Source organism: Dokdonella sp. GW821-FHT11D02, assembly GCF_058808595.1.
This window is the reverse complement of the sequence record NZ_CM179520.1, coordinates 2,390,079-2,407,019: the sequence shown is the minus strand read 5'-3', so window position 1 is coordinate 2,407,019 and position 16,941 is coordinate 2,390,079. Positions and strand designations below refer to the sequence as shown.

The 16,941-nt window shown below is 68.7% G+C and carries 14 protein-coding genes and 1 riboswitch; of the genes, 10 read left to right on the top strand and 4 right to left on the bottom strand.

From position 1 onward, the window contains the following. Positions 1 to 186: 186 nt before the first annotated feature. Positions 187 to 900 carry a TetR/AcrR family transcriptional regulator gene (locus AC3QL3_RS10075; protein ID WP_492898567.1) on the bottom strand — a complete coding sequence of 238 codons (714 nt, stop codon included), beginning with the start codon at positions 898 to 900 and terminating at the stop codon, positions 187 to 189. 27 nt (positions 901 to 927) lie between these two features. Between AC3QL3_RS10075 and AC3QL3_RS10070 the strand changes: the two genes are divergently transcribed. Both AC3QL3_RS10070 and AC3QL3_RS10065 read left to right on the top strand, forming a co-directional pair. Further along, entirely contained in the window at positions 928 to 1,593 is a 666-nt protein-coding gene (locus AC3QL3_RS10070) for an O-methyltransferase (RefSeq protein ID WP_492898565.1), read from the top strand. 117 nt (positions 1,594 to 1,710) lie between these two features. Further along, positions 1,711 to 2,802, top strand: a complete 1,092-nt coding sequence (locus AC3QL3_RS10065) for a calcium:cation antiporter (RefSeq protein WP_492898563.1) — start codon at positions 1,711 to 1,713, stop codon at positions 2,800 to 2,802. An 83-nt stretch (positions 2,803 to 2,885) separates the two neighbouring features. On the opposite strand, the gene AC3QL3_RS10060 is transcribed toward AC3QL3_RS10065, so the two are convergent. Together AC3QL3_RS10060 and AC3QL3_RS10055 are read right to left on the bottom strand one after the other, a co-directional pair. Further along, positions 2,886 to 4,445, bottom strand: a complete 1,560-nt coding sequence (locus AC3QL3_RS10060; RefSeq protein ID WP_492898561.1) for a M56 family metallopeptidase — start codon at positions 4,443 to 4,445, stop codon at positions 2,886 to 2,888. Beyond that, a complete protein-coding gene (locus AC3QL3_RS10055) occupies positions 4,435 to 4,803 on the bottom strand; it encodes a BlaI/MecI/CopY family transcriptional regulator (protein WP_492898559.1) in 369 nt (122 codons plus the stop codon). The genes AC3QL3_RS10060 and AC3QL3_RS10055 overlap by 11 nt, the downstream gene beginning before the upstream one ends. Before the next feature lie 21 nt (positions 4,804 to 4,824). Between AC3QL3_RS10055 and AC3QL3_RS10050 the strand changes: the two genes are divergently transcribed. From AC3QL3_RS10050 to AC3QL3_RS10035, 4 genes are all read left to right on the top strand, one after another. Continuing rightward, complete coding sequence (locus tag AC3QL3_RS10050; protein ID WP_492898557.1) at positions 4,825 to 5,898, top strand: bifunctional enoyl-CoA hydratase/phosphate acetyltransferase; 1,074 nt, start codon at positions 4,825 to 4,827, stop codon at positions 5,896 to 5,898. Then, on the top strand, positions 5,895 to 7,076 hold the full coding sequence (locus tag AC3QL3_RS10045; RefSeq protein WP_492898555.1) for an acetate/propionate family kinase: 1,182 nt from the start codon (positions 5,895 to 5,897) through the stop codon (positions 7,074 to 7,076). The genes AC3QL3_RS10050 and AC3QL3_RS10045 overlap by 4 nt, the downstream gene beginning before the upstream one ends. Before the next feature lie 41 nt (positions 7,077 to 7,117). Beyond that, positions 7,118 to 7,349, top strand: a riboswitch (cobalamin riboswitch). A 208-nt stretch (positions 7,350 to 7,557) separates the two neighbouring features. Further along, on the top strand, positions 7,558 to 9,849 hold the full coding sequence (metE, locus tag AC3QL3_RS10040; protein ID WP_492898553.1) for a 5-methyltetrahydropteroyltriglutamate--homocysteine S-methyltransferase: 2,292 nt from the start codon (positions 7,558 to 7,560) through the stop codon (positions 9,847 to 9,849). 228 nt (positions 9,850 to 10,077) lie between these two features. Continuing rightward, positions 10,078 to 10,743, top strand: coding sequence for an ankyrin repeat domain-containing protein (locus AC3QL3_RS10035; protein WP_492898551.1), 666 nt, complete (start codon positions 10,078 to 10,080; stop codon positions 10,741 to 10,743). Positions 10,744 to 10,758: 15 nt separating this feature from the next. Here AC3QL3_RS10035 and AC3QL3_RS10030 read toward each other — a convergent pair whose 3' ends face one another. Next, positions 10,759 to 11,505: a TorF family putative porin gene (locus AC3QL3_RS10030; RefSeq protein WP_492898549.1), complete on the bottom strand. Its 747-nt coding sequence runs from the start codon at positions 11,503 to 11,505 to the stop codon at positions 10,759 to 10,761. Positions 11,506 to 11,671: 166 nt separating this feature from the next. Between AC3QL3_RS10030 and AC3QL3_RS10025 the strand changes: the two genes are divergently transcribed. The 4 genes from AC3QL3_RS10025 (at position 11,672) to AC3QL3_RS10010 (ending at position 16,906) form a co-directional block, all read left to right on the top strand. Continuing rightward, complete coding sequence (locus AC3QL3_RS10025) at positions 11,672 to 12,307, top strand: RNA polymerase sigma factor (protein ID WP_492898548.1); 636 nt, start codon at positions 11,672 to 11,674, stop codon at positions 12,305 to 12,307. After that, on the top strand, positions 12,304 to 12,972 hold the full coding sequence (locus AC3QL3_RS10020; protein ID WP_492898546.1) for a zf-HC2 domain-containing protein: 669 nt from the start codon (positions 12,304 to 12,306) through the stop codon (positions 12,970 to 12,972). The genes AC3QL3_RS10025 and AC3QL3_RS10020 overlap by 4 nt, the downstream gene beginning before the upstream one ends. Beyond that, positions 12,972 to 14,333 (top strand): S8 family peptidase, encoded by a 1,362-nt coding sequence (locus AC3QL3_RS10015; protein WP_492898544.1) that lies wholly within the window; start codon positions 12,972 to 12,974, stop codon positions 14,331 to 14,333. Before AC3QL3_RS10020 ends, AC3QL3_RS10015 begins: the two co-directional genes overlap by 1 nt. 194 nt (positions 14,334 to 14,527) lie before the next feature. Beyond that, the gene (locus tag AC3QL3_RS10010) at positions 14,528 to 16,906 is read left to right on the top strand and encodes a winged helix-turn-helix domain-containing protein (protein ID WP_492898542.1); all 2,379 of its coding nucleotides are present in this window, start codon (positions 14,528 to 14,530) and stop codon (positions 16,904 to 16,906) included. Positions 16,907 to 16,941 lie beyond the last annotated feature (35 nt).

The following is a 16,941-nucleotide window of genomic DNA, read 5'->3' as shown; positions in this document are numbered from 1 at the left end:
GATCGAGCCTGCGCGGGCTTCCGTTTCCGCTCGGCTCCTCCACGCATCGGACGGAGTCGTGTCCGATGGCCTCGGATGTACAGCAAGAACAGCACGAAACGGCTGCGAGTATAGGTCAATTTCCGCAACCGAGTGCCAGCCTTCAGGTCTGCGGCGCGCATCGCCGATGCCCGTCCTGCGCGTCGATCAGGCACTACGCGAACGCTTGCGCGCGAGACCTTTCAGATACGCGCAGAACATGTCGGCCATCGCTTCGCCATAAGCGTCGATCTCCGCCTCGGTCCTCGGCGTTTCCGAGAACTGCTTGCCGACCGCGCCGAGCGTGGTCGTGATCAGGTCGCCGGCCAGCGCGCGCACGGATTCCGTCGCATCCGGCAGCGCCTGCCGCATGAAGACTCGGACCGCGCGGCTGGCCGAGGCTTTCGCCGCTTTCGCCTCGGGTGCGTCGCGGTAGAGCGGCGCGGCATCGTTGAGCGCGACGCGCATCGCGGCCTCCTCGCATTCCGAACGCAGGAACGCGTGCACGAGGGTGCGCACGCGCACGAGCGGCGGCCGGCCGGCGTCTTCGAGGATGTCGCGCAAGAGATCGCTGGTCTGCCGCCATTCGTCGCTCTGCAGACGGAACAGGATCGCCGCCTTGTTCGGAAAGTACTGATACAGCGAGCCGATGCTGACACCGGCCTTCTCCGCCACCCGCGCGGTGGTGAAACGCTGCGCGCCCTCCTTCGCCAAAACCTGAGCCGCCGCTTCCAGCACGGCGGTGACGAGTTCGGTCGAGCGCGCCTGTTTGGGCTGTTTTCGCGAGGAAATTCGCGGATTCCGTGGTTCGTTCATAGGGCGTCCGCAATGCGAATAGAAAACCTGACGAATCCGTCGCATTCTAATCCGGCCTCGAGGCATCCGCACTCGACACCGATGGAGAACCGCATGACCACCCTGACCACAGCGCCGCTGGCGCCCCTGCTCGAGCGCCTGTTCGACGACGACGCGCGCGCCTCGCCCGCGGCGATTCCCGCCCTCGCCGCGCTGTCGGACGACGAGCACGAGCGCCTGATGCGCAGCAAGACCGAGTACCGCGATTTCTACGCACAACTCAAGGACGTTCCGCTCGCCGTCTCGCGCGAAACCGGCACCCTGCTCTACCTGCTCGCGCGCAGCAGCCGCGCGCAGACGATCGTCGAATTCGGCACCTCGTTCGGCATCTCGACCCTGCATCTCGCCGCCGCGTTGCGCGACAACGGCGGCGGCCGTCTGATCGGAAGCGAGTTCGAGCCGTCCAAGGCGGCGCAGGCGCGTCGCAATCTCGCCGCTGCCGGCGTAATCGATCTGGTCGAGATCCGCGAAGGCGACGCACTGCGCACGCTGGCCGTCGACCTGCCGCCGACCATCGACCTGCTCCTGCTCGACGGCGCCAAGGCGCTGTATTCGGACATTCTCGATCTGTTGCAAAGCCGCTTGCGACCGGGCGCGCTGATCGTCGCCGACAACGCCGACTACTGCCCCGAGTACTTGCAGCGCGTACGTTCGCCGGCGTCGGGCTATCTGTCGATTCCGTTCGCCGAGGAGGTCGAGCTGTCGATGCGGCTCGGCTGAGGCGGCAATCACGCTCGCCGCCGACGGCCGATCGGTCGTCGGCGGTGGGCGTCGCGGGCGCAAACGCGAAAACGGCCTGGGTTAGGATGGCTGTCGACTTCGTCAGGCGCCGATCGCATGAGCCAGCCCATCCAACACAATCCTCGATGGACGATCGCGGTGCCGCCGCTCAGCATCGCCGTGCTCGCGCTGTCGTGGGCCGCGCCGGGACTTCCCGGCCTCGTCGCCCTGCTCGTGCTGGCCCTGATCGGCAGCGTGATCGCCTCGGTGCATCATGCGGAGGTGATCGCCCATCGCGTCGGCGAACCGTTCGGCACCTTGGTGCTGGCGCTCGCGGTCACCGTCATCGAGGTGGCCTTGATCGTCTCGATGATGCTGTCGGGCGGCGAAGCCACCGCCGGCCTCGCGCGCGACACCGTGTTCGCCGCGGTGATGATCATCCTCAACGGCATCATCGGCGCCAGCTTGCTCGTCGGCGGCCGCAAACATCACGTGCAAGGCTTCAACCTCGACGGCATCAACGCAGCCTTAGGCACCCTGACCGTGATCGTGGTGTTCACCTTGATCGTGCCGAACTATTCGACCAGCGCACCCGGGCCGGTCTATACCAATAGCCAGCTGATCTTCGTCGCGGTGGCGACGCTGGTGCTGTTCGCCGCGTTCACCGTGTTCCAGACCATCCGCCATCGCGACTACTTCCTGCCGCGCAGCGAGGACTCAAGCGATCCGGACGAGCACGCCGCGCAGCCGACCGCGCACGAAGCCGTGGTCAGCCTGGTGCTGCTGCTGGTCGCGCTGGTCGCGGTGGTGTTGAGCGCGAAGGGCATCTCGCCGTCGATCGAAGCCCTGCTGCTCGCCGCCGGCGCGCCGGCGGCGACGCTCGGTATTCTGATCGCAGCGATCGTGCTGATGCCCGAGAGCGTCGCCGCGGTGCGCGCGGCGCATGCGAACCGTTTGCAGACCAGTTTGAATCTGGCGATCGGCTCGGCCATCGCGAGCATCGGCCTGACCGTGCCCACCGTCGCGGTGCTGGCGGTCACGATGGGCTGGCCGCTGGCGCTCGGCATCGACACGAAGTCGACCGTGCTGCTGGTGCTGTCTTTGTTCGTCGTCTCGATCTCGCTGCGCACCGGCCGCACGACGATGCTGCCCGGCGTGGTCCATCTGGTGATGTTCGCCGCGTATCTGTTCTTGAGCTTCGTACCGTAAATCACACAGAGCAAGATGCTAAGGCGGCGATCTCCCGATCGCGGAGACCGCCGCCTTCTAGGCACGAGTGGAACGGCCGGATCTCAATTCAGCGGTGCGGCCGGGGTGACTGAAACGTCATTCCACGGAATCGTCTCGGCGAGCTCGGAGGTCCGCGCGCGCTCCAGCGTGAACGAGACATCGTCCAGCCCGTCGAGCACCGCGCGCACTTGACCGGCGGCACTCTTGAGATCGAACGACTTGCCGTCGGCCACCGTCAGTTCGACCGGTTGCGCCGCCTGGCCGCGCCGCGTGAATTCGATGCGCACGCGCGTCGCGTCGCCGTCCGGCGTCGCGGTCAAGGCGATCTCGCGCCGATCGTCCGGCGTGCCGTAGCGGATATGCGCCGGCTTGCCGTACTCCTGGTAGAACTGGCTGACGCGCGCGGCCGGCACGAACTCGGCTTGAGAATCGATTTCGGAGCGTTCGATCGTCTGCGCGTACCCGAAGTTCTGATCGGCAGTGGCGTAGAGGCGCGGCATCACGGTCGGCAACGACGCGGCCTCGTCGTCCTTTAGTTCCGGCGTACGAGGAATGGCGGTCGCCGTGTCGGTATTCAGGCTGACGCCGGTGGTGTCGAATTCGATCGTCTGACTCGGATCGTGCCCGGCGATGTGCACGCTGAAGCCGATACCGGTGTAAGCGCCGGCCGTCTGTTGTGGAGCCGCGTGCGCGGGCTGCGCCTGCCAGGCGACGTAGGAGCCGGCCGCGCACAAGGCGGCAGCGAACAGCCAACCCGCGCTGCGCCGCAGCGGTGTCGGCAAAGGATGTTTGAGCATGAGGATTCTCTCTTTCAAAGGATGGACGGCGGACCAATGGCAACCGGCCGGCAGAGGCAGCTCCTGCCATCTCTGCTCGGCCAGTTGCGTCTTCAACATCGCGTCGGCATAGGGCCGGCGCGCTTCCGGAAAACGGGCGATCACCGCCGCATCACAGGCCAGCTCCTGATCGAAGCGAAGCTTGGCCGCGGCGAAGTGCAGCAAGGGGTTGAACCAATTCAGACAGCGCAGCAGCGTGACGAACGCGTTGATGCGTGTGTCCCAGCGCGTCAGATGCACGCGCTCGTGAGCGAGCACCAGTTCGCGCTCGCGTGCGTCGTAGCGCCGATCGAAATCCGCCGGCAGCACGATGCGCGGACGCAACGCGCCGATCAGCGCCGGCCCGTGTTCGGTCGCGGCCGAGCGCAGCACTTCGGGTCCGAACGCGGGTCCGAGCGGATGCAAGCGTCCGAGGCTCTGGCGATAGCGGCGTTGCTGGCGTGCGAAGGCCGCGGCCGTCGACACGCCGCCGACCAACCAGAGCGCCGCCAGCAGCAGCGAAAGATCGGGCGCGACCGCCGTGAGCAGCGACTCCGCCACACCGGAGGCGGCCGCGGCGGTATCTGCCGGAACGTCGCCGAAACCGATGATCGTGCGCAGCATCGGCTTGGTCGGCGCCGGCAGCAGACCCATCAGCAAGGTCGCGGGTACCAGCGCCCACAGCGCGTAGGACGCCTGCGCGCCGAACCAGCGCCGCACCGGTACGCGCAGCGCGAGGACGAGCAGGATGGCGAGCGAACCGGTCAAACTCGCCGTGAGCAGATTTCGTAACAGGTCAGCGGTCACGGTCGAGCTTCTCGATCAGGGCGCGGATTTCCGCGAGGTCCTTCTTGCTCAGCTTGGCGCGCTCGGAGAAGTGCGCCACCAGCGGCGCGACCCGACCGTCGAACAAACGGTCGAGCAGGCTCTTGCTTTCGGCATGCACGTAGTCGGTGCGCTTGATCAGCGGCCGGTACAGATAGCGGCGGCCGTCGCGCACCGCCGCGATGGCGCCTTTGTTGAGCAGGCGGTTCAGCAAGGTCTTCACCGTCGCTTCCTGCCAGCTCTGGCTGCCCTCCAGCGCCGCGCAGACTTCTTCGGCGCTGCGCGGCGCCGACGTCCACAGCACTTCCATCACCTGGCTTTCCGCTTCGCTGATGCGCATCTTTGTTTACTCGTGTAAATTATGATCGAAGACTACATCTGTAAACGTAATTGTCAAGCGGCTTGCACGGGGCGTTGTCTTCCGTTCATTGCGTTCAGGTCGCATCATCGGCCGCTACCTCGACCATGCGAGATCCACATGAACGACGCCGCCGCGCAACCGCCCGCCGAAGACATCCTCGTCGATGGCCGCTCGCTGCTCGAACTCGCGCGCACGCTCGGCGCGATCCGCGTCGCCGTGGTCCACCCCTGCGACGAAACCAGCCTCGCCGCCGTGCTGGATGCGAAAGCGGCCGGCCTGATCGATCCGGTGGTGATCGGATCGCGTACGAAGATCGAAGCGGTCGCGCAAAAGGCCGGCTTGGATTTGGCCGGCCTCGCCATCGACGACGCGCCGCACAGTCATGCGGCCGCCACGCGCGCGGTCGAACTCGCCGCCGGCGGGCGCGTCGAGGCCTTGATGAAAGGCAGCCTGCACACCGACGAGCTGATGAGCGCCGTACTCGAACGCGACGCCGGCCTGCGCACGGCACGGCGCGTTTCGCATTGCTATTTGATGCAGACGCCGGCTTATCCGCGGCCGTTCATCATCGCCGACGCGGCGATCAACATCGCGCCAACCTTGGAAGAAAAGGCCGACATCGTGCGCAACGCAATCGAGCTCGCGCGCCTGATCGGCGCGGCGACGCCGCGCGTGGCGATCCTCGCTGCGGTCGAGACGGTCAATCCGCGCATGCCGGCCACGCTGGATGCGGCAGCGCTGTGCAAGATGGCCGATCGCGGCCAGATCGCAGGCGCCCTGCTCGATGGTCCGCTCGCGTTCGACAACGCGATCTCGAGCGAAGCGGCGCGCATCAAGGGCATCGAGTCGGAAGTGGCAGGGCGCGCCGACATCTTGATCGTGCCGGATCTCGAAAGCGGCAACATGCTGGCCAAGCAACTCGAATACCTCGGCGGCGCCGCCAGCGCCGGCATCGTGCTCGGCGCGCGCGTGCCGGTGATCCTGACCAGCCGCGCCGATTCGCGCGCGACCCGCGTCGCCTCCTGCGCGTTGGCGGTGCTGGTGGCCAACCGCTACCGGACCGCGAAGCCGTGAGCGAACGCATCCTGGTTCTCAATTGCGGCTCTTCCAGCATCAAGTTCGCGTTGTTCGATGCCGCCACGCGGCCGCTGCCGCGGCAGCCGCTGTGGAGCGGCAAGGTCAACGGCGTCGGCAGCGGGCAAGCCACTTTCGACGAGAGCGGCGCGCCGCAGCGCGCGCTCGCGCTCGATGCCGAGCGCCCGTACCACGCCGCGTTGAAACACATTCGCGAGCGCGTGCAAGCGCAGCTCGACGGCGTGCGCCTGCTCGCGGTGGCGCATCGCGTCGTGCACGGCGGCGCCAAGTACTTCGAACCGGTACGCGTGGATGCGGCGGTGCTGGCCGATCTGCGCGGCTACATTCCGCTCGCGCCCTTGCATCAGCCGTTCGCGCTCGACGCGATCGAGGCGCTGCTGCAGGCGCAACCCGCGCTGCCGCAGATCGCCTGCTTCGATACCGCCTTCCACCACGACATGCCCATCGTCGAGCAGCTGCTGCCGCTGCCCTATGACGCTTGGCAGCGCGGCCTGCGCCGTTACGGTTTCCATGGCCTGTCCTACCACTATCTCTCGATCGCCTTGGGCGAGCGTTACGGCGAGCTTGCGCGCGGCCGCACGATCTGCGCGCACTTGGGCAGCGGCGCCAGCCTATGCGCGATGCGCGAATTGCGGAGCGTCGCCACCACGATGGGGTTTTCCGCGCTCGACGGTCTGATGATGGGCACGCGCTGCGGCGCACTCGATCCTGGCGCCCTGCTCTATCTGATGCAGATCGAACGGCTCGACGTCGACCAGGTCGCCGACCTGCTCTACCACCGTTCCGGCCTGCTCGGCGTTTCCGGCGTTTCCTCCGATCCGCAGCAGCTGCTGCCGAAGGAATCGGAAGACGAACGCGTGCGCCTCGCGCTCGCGCTGTACGTGCGCCGCATCGTGCGCGAGATCGGCGCGCTCGCCGCCGTGCTCGGCGGGCTCGACCTGCTCGTCTTCAGCGCCGGCATCGGCGAGCACAACGCGACCTTGCGCGCGCGCATCTGCGGCGAACTCGGCTGGCTCGGCATCGCGCTCGACGGCGAACGCAATGCGCGCCACGCCGGCACCATCTCGACCGACACCAGCAGCATCCTCGTCGCGGTCGAACCGACCAACGAGGAGTGGATCGCCGCGCAGTGCGCCGCCGCGGTCTGCGCCGGCTGAGCGCGGCAGGGCCGCACTCTTGACGGCATCTCGCGAGATGCGTACGGTGCGCACGCCAATGGTTTTATCTTTCTATTCGAATAGAGAGATGGATTAAAAGGGAAGCCGGTGCGGTCGCAAGACCAATTCCGGCGCTGCCCCGCAGCGGTGTGTGGAAACGACCTTCGCCAACAGCACTGGCCCGACCGGGCCGGGAAGCGGCGGACAGTAGGCGGAACGCGTCAGCGTTCCTCGTCCACGAGCCCGAAGACCTGCCTTGGCCGGAGAGAGATCTCCGTCTGACCTGGAGCTTCCGCGGGGAAGCGGCCGGAACGTTCGCGCGGGCGCTCGCTCGCGTGCTGCGTCCCTGCGCGCCCTCCACGCCGTTCCGGATCGCCCGCGGGGGCGAAGGTCGCTGGCGTGACGGCGTGCCTCGCAAGAGCGCTGCCGGCGCGCGGTTCCTTCGTTCCTCACTGCCCATCACGCATGAGGAAACGCATCCATGACACTCGTTAGCAATCTCGGCTTCCCGCGCATCGGCGCGAAGCGCGAACTGAAATCGGCGCTGGAAGAATATTGGCGCGGCGAACTCGCCGCACCGCAACTGCTGGAAACCGCCGCCGAGCTGCGCCATCGCCACTGGCGCCTGCAACGCGAAGCCGGCACCGACCTGGTGCCGTGCAACGACTTCTCGCTGTACGACCACGTGCTCGACACCGCCTTTCTGTTCGACGCCATTCCCGATCGCTACCGCGCGCTGGCCGACCGCGATCCCTTGGCCGGCTACTTCGCGCTCGCGCGCGGCGTGCAGACCGACGGCTTCGATCTGCCCGCGCTCGAAATGACCAAGTGGTTCGACACCAACTACCACTATCTCGTGCCCGAGCTGCACGCCGCACAATCGTTCCGCCTGCGCGGCGACAAGCCGATCGCCGAATACCTGGAAGCCAAACAGCTCGGCCTCGAGGCGCGGCCGGTGTTGCTCGGTCCGGTCAGCTTCCTGCTCTTGTCCAAGACCACCGACGGCAGCGACCGCCTGCACTTGCTCGACCGCCTGTTGCCGGTCTACGCCGAGCTGCTGGCGCGCCTGAAAGCGGCCGGTGCGAGCTGGGTACAGATCGACGAGCCCTGCCTCGTGCTCGACCAGGACGCCGACGACCACGCCGCGTATCGGCATGCGTATGCCGCGCTGGCCGCCGTCGAGCGTCCGCAGCTGATGCTGACGACCTATTTCGGCGCGCTCGGCGACAACCTCGACCTCGCGATGGAACTGCCGGTCGACGGCCTGCACGTCGATCTGGTGCGCGCGCCGCAGCAGATCGACAGCGTGCTCGCAAGCCTGCCGGCCGAGCGCGCGCTGTCGATCGGCGTCGTCGACGGCCGCAACGTCTGGCGCGCCGACCTCGACCGCGCGCTCGAACTCGTGCGTCACGTGGCCGAGCGCGTCGGTGCCGAGCGCCTGCAGCTGGCGCCGTCGTGCTCCTTGCTGCACGTGCCGGTCGACAGCAAGCTCGAAACCGAGCTGCCGGCGAACCTGGTCGCCTGGCTCGCCTTCGCGCGACAGAAGCTGGACGAGTTGCGTGTGTTGGCCGATGCGCTCAAAGGCGCGTTCTACACCGCCTCCACACTCGAACTCGCGCGCGAGCGGCTGCAAGCGCGGCGCAGCTCGAACAAAGTGCACAAGCCGCAGGTCGCCGCACGCGTGGCCGCGCTCGACGCGGCGCAGACGCGCCGGCAGTCGCCCTACGCCGCTCGACGCGATGCGCAAGACGCCTGGCTCGACCTGCCGCTGTTCCCGACCACCACGATCGGCTCGTTTCCGCAGACCAAGGACGTGCGTCAGGCGCGTGCGAAGAACCGCTCCGGCAAACTCTCCGACGCCGACTACGACGCCTTCCTCGCCGCCGAGACGGAGCGCTGCGTGCGCTTCCAGGAAGAGATCGGCCTCGACGTGCTGGTGCACGGCGAGTTCGAGCGCAACGACATGGTCGAGTACTTCGGCGAACAGCTCGACGGCTACCTGTTCACCCAGAACGGCTGGGTGCAGAGCTACGGTTCGCGCTGCGTCAAGCCGCCGGTCATCTACGGCGACGTGCAGCGTCCCGAGCCGATGACGGTCTATTGGTCGCAGTACGCGCAGTCGCTCACCGAAAAACCGATGAAGGGCATGCTGACGGGACCGGTGACGATGCTGCAGTGGTCGTTCGTGCGCGACGACCAGCCGCGCGCGACCACCTGCCGCCAGATCGCGCTGGCGCTGCGCGACGAGGTGCTCGACCTCGAACGGGCCGGCGTGCGCGTGATCCAGATCGACGAACCCGCGCTGCGCGAAGGCTTGCCGCTGCGCCGCGCCGACTGGCCGGCCTATCTGGACTGGGCGGTGGAGTGTTTCCGCATCAGCGCCGCCGGCGTCGCCGACGACACGCAGATCCACACGCACATGTGCTACTCGGAGTTCAACGACATCATCGACGCGGTCGCCGCGATGGACGCCGACGTAATCTCGATCGAGACCTCGCGTTCGCGCATGGAACTGCTCGATGCGTTCGTGCGCTTTCGCTATCCGAACGGCATCGGCCCGGGCGTGTACGACATCCATTCGCCGCGCCTGCCGTCGGTGGCGGAGATGAGCGCGCTGCTGCACAAGGCCGGCGCCGTGCTCGACGCGCGCCAGCTCTGGGTCAATCCCGACTGCGGTCTGAAAACGCGCGGCTGGCCTGAAACGCGTGCCGCGCTCGCGGCGATGGTCGAAGCGGCGCGGCAACTGCGCGCCGCGCAAGCCAAGGCGGCCTGACCGACGAGGCCTCGCCGCGCGCCTGCGCGGCGAGGCCTCGTGTTCGCATCCGGCTGCGGATTCGCCATCATTGCGTTCCGCTCGAGCCGCCACGGCGGCGGCTTTGGAACGGCCCATCCGACTTGTCAAAAACTGCCGTGCGGAGGTTTCGCTTTCAAATCGTGTCGCCGCCTTCTAGCATGGCGCGGCACTCCGATCCGAAGCGGGCGTTGCCTCGAGAGGTCACCCATGCCGACCATGACGATGCTGTGCGTGCTCATCCTCGCTACCTTCGTTCCGGGCTCGATCGAAGCAAAGGAACAGCTCGGCGAGCGCTTGCTCGACGCGTCGGCGAAAGGAAATGCCGATGTGATTCGCCACCTGCTCGGCCAGGGCGCGAACATCGAGTCGCGCGATCGCAACGGACGCACGTCCTTGCTGATCGCCACGCATGCCAACCACGTCGACGTCGCCAAGATCCTGATCGACGCGGGCGCCGACGTGAACGCGAAGGACGCGATCTACGACAGCCCTTATCTCTACGCCGGCGCACGCGGTCATCTGGACATCCTGCGCATGACCCTGAGCCACGGCGCGAATCTGCAAGCCACCAACCGCTACGGCGGCACCGCTCTCATTCCCGCGGCGGAACGCGGCTACGTCGAGGCGGCGCGCCTGTTGATCGAGGCCGGCGTCGACGTCGACCACGTCAATGGCTTGGGCTGGACCGCCTTGCTGGAGGCGATCATCCTCGGTGATGGCGGCAAGCGGCATCTCGACATCGTGCGGCTGTTGATCGAGGCTCGCGCCGACGTGAGTCTCGCCGACGGCGAAGGCGTCACGCCGTTGCAGCACGCACGGCAGCGCGGCCAGAAAGAGATCGCGCAGCTCCTAATCGACGCCGGGGCGCGCTGATCGCGCGGCGGCGAACTAGAAATTCCACACCGCCGAAGCCAACCAGCGCGCCCGCCCCGGCCGCACGCCGCGATTGTTCTCCCACCAGTAGTACGGCGCATCGCCGCTGCTCCAGACGCGCGCGAGGTAGAGATCGACCTCGCCGATGCCGTAGCTGAGGCCGACGTTGCCGTAGCGGTAGTTGGCGTCGCCGCTGCGCGCCAGATAGGCGTAGCCGAGGCCGAAGTCGGCGGCGAGGCGGCCGGCGATCGGCTGGCGGAAGCTCGCTTCGGTCCAGGCGGCGAAGCCTTTGCGCTCTGGAAAGGTGTAGGTGTAGACGGCGGTGCGGTTGGGCGACAGCGCCACGCTCACGCTCCAACGGCCATCGTAACCGACCGCGGCACTGACTTCGTCGTAGCGCAGCTGGTTGCTCCAAAAACTCCACGGCTGTTCGTAATGCGCCACGCCGACCTTGGCCGCCCAGTTCTCGCCCAGCTGCCAGCGTCGGTCCACGCGCAAGGCCAGCTGCGCCGCGGCGCCTTCGTATTCGGCGCGCTCGGCGCTGGCGTCGACGCCGATCACCCAGTCGGGGCCAAATTCGTAGCGCAGATCCGCCAGCCAGGCCGGGCGGTCGAGAGTCAGGCTGCGGCCGCGGTAGAGATTGTTGCTGGCGAAGCCGAGCGAACCGCCCCAGCCTTCGGCCGCCAGCACGGACGGCGCGAATGCGCCCGACCACGCGCCCAGCACCGAGCACATCGTCGCCGCGACGCCGCGGGTGCGCATCGTGCTTGCCGCCATGCCTGTCCCATTGAGAATTCCGCCGCGCCGATCCTAGCGGGTTCGGACGGCCGTTCGGCCGTTCGTCTGCGCGATCCGTGCTTCGCACAACCTTTTTGTTCACTCATGGTACATACGGCCAAGGCATCCGCACGATGCCGGAGACCCGTCCTTGAACGCAGCCGACCCCGATCGCCCCAGCCCCCCAGCGCACGAGGAGGAAGCGCGCGCCAGCGCCGCCGCCCTCGATCTGGAGTGGCTGCGCCGCGTCGCCGGTGGTGATCGCGTCGCGTTCGAGCGGTTGTATCTGCAGCACCACGGCCGCCTGACGCGCTTTTTGGCGCGCCATACCTCGCGGCGCGATCTGGTCGAAGAGATCGTCAACGAGACGATGTGGGTGGTCTGGCGCAGCGCCAACGAGTTCCGCGGCGACGCCAAGGTGGCGACCTGGATCATCGGCATCGCCTACCGCCGCCTGATGAAGGCGCTGCGCGACCGCCCCGAGCCGCTGGATTGGTCCGCCGCGGCGAGCGAAGACGTCGGCGGCGGCGCGGCGGAAGCCGAACAGCGCGAGCTGCGCGACTGGGTCCGCCACGGCCTGCTCGCGCTGCCGCCCGAACTGCGGATGACGATGGAGCTGGCCTACTATCTCGGCCAGTCCTGCGAGGAAATCGCCGCGATCATGGACGTGGCGGTCGGCACGGTGAAAGCGCGCCTGTTCCACGCACGACTGCGCCTGCGCAATACGCTGCCCGCGCTCGGCGGCGAAGCAACCAGCGCCGCGCCCGCGGCGAGGACGAAACGATGAACACGCCCACCCTCTCCCACCGTGAAATCTGGGACCTGATTCCCTGGGTCGTCAACGGCAGCGCCGGCGCGACCGAGCGGGAAACGCTCGAACGGCACTTGGCCGAATGCGCCGACTGCCGCGACGAGTACGCCTTCCAATGCCGTCTGCACGCCGGCATCGCGGCCGAAGCGCCCGCGCCGGTCGAAGCCGATGCGCAGGACGGCCTGCGCCGGCTGCTCGCCCGCATGGACGCCGAAACGGCAGCCGCGCCGCTGCGCAACGAATCGCCGCGCACGCAGGCGGCGCGCGGCTTCCGGCTCGGCGGCCGTGCGCTGATCGCGGCGGTGGTGGTGCAGGCGATCGGCCTGGCCTTGTTCGCCGTCGTGCTGTTGCAGCGCGAACGCGCACCGGCTTATCGCACTCTGACCAGCGCCCCCGCACACGCCACCCAAGCGACGATCCGCCTGGTGCCGGCGCCGACCCTGACCCTGGCCGAATTGCAGAAGATGCTCGCTGCCGAAAACCTGCGCATCGTCGAGAGCAACGCCGGCGGTTCGATCTATGGCCTCGCTTCGGAAACCGATGCGCCCACCCTGGTCACCGCGGAGCTGATCGAACGTCTGCGCCGCCAGCCCGGCGTGCTGCTGGTCGAACCGATCGGCGCCTCGCCGTCGGCGCATTGATGAAACGCATGCGCGCCCGTCTGTCGCCGCGATTCGCACGCATCTTGTGCGGCGCCCTCGCATGCGCCGCGTGGCTGTTCGTGCACAGCGCCGGCGCGGCGACGCCGACGGCGGCCGCACCGCCCAGCCGCGGCGACGCCGAGCGCATGCTGGTGGTGGCGATCGCCGACAAGCCCGATCCGTCACCGGCGGTCGGCGCGACTCCGCGCGGTTACGCCGGCCTGCCCAACTACGGCGGCAGCACGCGCAGCCGCAGCGGCGCGACGCGGCTCGCGCGCGATTACGCGTTGCACGAAGTGTCGGCCTGGACGATCAATCCGCTGCGCCTGCGCTGCATGCTGTACCAGATTCCCGCCGATGTCGATCGCGACGAGCTGTTGGCGCGCCTGCGCCGCGACGCGCGCGTGCAGCTCGCGCAGCCCTTGCAGCAATTTCAAACGCTGACCGCGCCGCCGACGAGCGCCCCGGCGGCGCCCGCCGCGGACAGCGCCTACAACGATCCCTACGTCGGCTTGCAGCGCGGTTTTTCCGCGATCGGCGCCGATCAGGCGCAGCGCTGGAGCAACGGCAGCGGCGTGCGCGTCGCGCTGATCGATGCCGGCGTCGACGCCGGCCACCCGGATCTGCGCGAGCGCATCGCCGCGCAGCGCGACTTCGTCGACGATCCGGCCATGCCGGCCAGCAACGATCGCCACGGCACCGAAGTCGCCGGCGTGATCGCGGCGGTCGCCAACAACCGCCTCGGCATCGCCGGCGTCGCGCCGGGTGCACGCCTGTATGCGTACCGCGCTTGCTGGAGCGCGCAAGCCGGCGGCACCAGCGCCAGCTGCAATTCGTTCACCCTCGCGCTCGCGCTCGGCGCGGCGATCGACGCCGGCGCGCAGATCGTCAACCTCAGCCTCGGCGGTCCGTCCGACCCGCTGCTCGAACAATTGGCCGGTTACGCCGTCCGCCACGGCGCGATCCTGGTCGGTGCGGTGCCGCCGGACAGGCGCCTGGACGGGTTCCCACTGAACGTGCCCGGCGTGGTCGCGGTCGCCGACGCCGATCAAGCGCATCCCGGCGGCGCCGTGCTCGCTGCGCCGGGGCGCGACATCCTCACCCTCGAACCCGGCGGCCGCTACGACTACGCCTCCGGCAGTTCGCTTGCCGCCGCTCACGTCAGCGGCGCGATCGCCTTGCTGCTGCAGCTCGATTCGCGCCTGCGTGCGAGCGATGCGATCGCCCTGCTCGGCGGCGGCGCGAGCGCGGCGACCATCGACGTCTGCGGCGCAGCCGCAACCCTGCGCCACGCCAACGACGCCTGCCGCCGCAGCCCGCTCGCCGCTGCGGCGGCGCCGCCGATTCCGCGCGGACGCTGATCGCCGCCCCCGCGCCAGCTCGAGCGCAACGCTCGACCACGCTCGGCCGTCCTCTCAATCGGCGTTCTTGGGGATTGCGCCGGTAACGACCATCGGCACTGCGTCGCGCGCAGTGGAGCCGTTACCATCGGTATCCTTCGGACCGTTCGGGGCGCGTGGCGCCGCGTTCTCGTCCTGCGTAAGGATCGACCCGCTTGGCGCAATTACGTTTCGAACCCTTCCTGCTCGACCCGGCCCGACGCGAACTGCGCCGCGGCGAGGATCTGTTGAGTCTGCCGCCGAAAGTATTCGACTGCATCGCCTACCTGGCCGAGCACCGCGAGCGTGCGGTCGGCCGCGACGAGCTGATCGCGGCGGTGTGGGGTCGCACCGAAGTCACCGACAACCTGCTCGACCAGGTCATGCTGCGCGCGCGGCGCGCGCTCGGCGACACCGAAGGCGATCGCCGCATGATCCGCACGGTGCCGCGCTTCGGCTTTTCTTGGGTCGCGCCGACCACGCTGGTCGAAGAGGACACGGAAAGCCCGCCCGCGCCGCCCGAGCCAGTCACCGTGCCGGAAGCCGCAGCGCCCGTTGTCGTGACTCGACTGCCGCCGGCGCCTGCCGCGACGCGAACGCGCAAGCCGCTGTACGCCGCCGCTCTGCTGCTCGCGCTCGCGGCGGCTGCAGTAGTGGCCTGGATCGGCTACGCACACCGGGAGGCGCCGGCGCCGACCGCATCCACGCATCTCGCCCTGCTGCTGCCGGTGACGATCGCGGGCGATCCGCGTTACGCCTGGGCGCGGCTCGGCGCGATGGACTTGATCGCCGACCGTCTGCGCGGTTCCGGCCAACCGATGCTGCCGAGCGACAACGTGATCGCGCTGCTGCGCGGCCGCAGCGACACGCCGAGCGACGCCGAGTCCGCGCGCGAACTGGCGCGCAGCACCGCGACCAGCCTCGTGCTCGACGCGCAGGCGCAGCAGGCCGGCGGCTACTGGCGCGTGACCATTCGCAGCCTGCACGGCCGCGACCCGCCGCTGCTCGCCGACGGCGAGGCGCGCGACCTGCCCGAAGCCGCGCGCGCCGCCGCCGACCATGCCGCACGCGCGCTCGGCCTGACGCCGCCGAGCGACGGCGATTTGTTGCCGCCGCGCGAGCGCGCGCTGGCCGGCCTGCTGCAACAGGTCGATGCGGCCAAGCTGGCGGACCAGCCCGACACCGCGCGCGCCCTGCTCGACAGCCTCGACGCCGAGCAGCGCGCGCTGCCGGAAGTGCGCCTGCGCCGCGCCGGCGCGGAGTTCCAAAGCGGTCGCCTCGACGCCGCGCAGAGCGAATACGAAACGCTGCTCGGCATGACCTCGGTCAAGGACGATCCCTTGCTGCACGCGCGCGTGCTCGCCGGCGTCGGCAACATCTACTTGCGCCGCGACGACTATCCGCGCGTGGAACGCTTGGCCGAGCAGTCGATCGCCTTGCTCGGCGATCTGGCGCCGTCGGTCGAACTCGGCAACGCCTACGTCGGCCGCGCGATCGCACGCAGTGCGCAATTCCGATTCGACCAGGCGGTGACCGATTTCGCGCAGGGAAGAGTCGTGTTCGAAAGCGTCGGCGACCGGTTCGGCATCGCGCGCGTCGACGCCAATCTCGGCATTCTCGAAGCGCGCCGCGAACGGTACGCCGAAGCGCTGCCTCTGCTCGACAGCGCCGCCGAGCGCATGGCGACCTTCCACGATTTGAGCAGCGAATTGTTCGTGCGCGTGGCCGCTTCGTACGCGCATCTGTCCCTGCTCGATCCGGCCGCCGCGCTGGTCGGCGAGCCGCGTCTGCGCGAGTTGGTCACGCGCGAACCCAATCCGCAGTACGCGCGTTACGCGACCTTGGCGCGCATCGACGCGCTCGACGCGAACGGTCGGATCGCCGATGCACGCAAGCTCCTGCAAGGCGTGCTGAAGGAAGCGGAAAAGGACGCCGACGAAGCCCTGCTCGGCTCTGCCCGCATCATCGCCGCGCGCATGGCCTTGGCCGCCGGCGATATCGGCGAGGCGGTCACTCTCAGCACGGCCGCACTGGCCAAAACTTGGGAAGCGGAAACGCCGCGCGAACGCGCGAATGCCTGGTTGCTGCAATTGCGCGCGCAGATCGCGCAGCGCTCGCCCGAGGCCGCACCGAACGCGATCAAGATGAACGAATGGGCGACCCGTGACGGAGCACCCGGCGCGCGTCTGTACGCGGCGCTCGCCGCGGCCGAACAAGCGGTCGCCGCCGGCGATGCGGCCGCCGCGTCGGCCGCATTCGAAAACGCGCTGGCGCAAGCGGAAGCCGCGCGCGTGCCGGAAGATCTGCTCGATGTGTGCGACGTCTACGCCGGCTGGCTGATCCAACGCGGCGATCTTGCGCGCGCCGGTGCGGTCGCCGCGCGCGTCGCCAGTTGGGCACCGCGCAGCTACGACGCGGCCTTGCTGCAGGCACGCCTGTATCACGCTCTGGGACAGCCGGCGGCGACACGCAACGCGATCGCGCAAGCGCGCCGCCTCGCCGGCGAGCGCGTGCTGCCGCCGAGCCTGGACGACCAGGCGACCGTGAAGCGCTGACTTCGCGGCGACCGTCGCGCCGGCCAGCGACATTG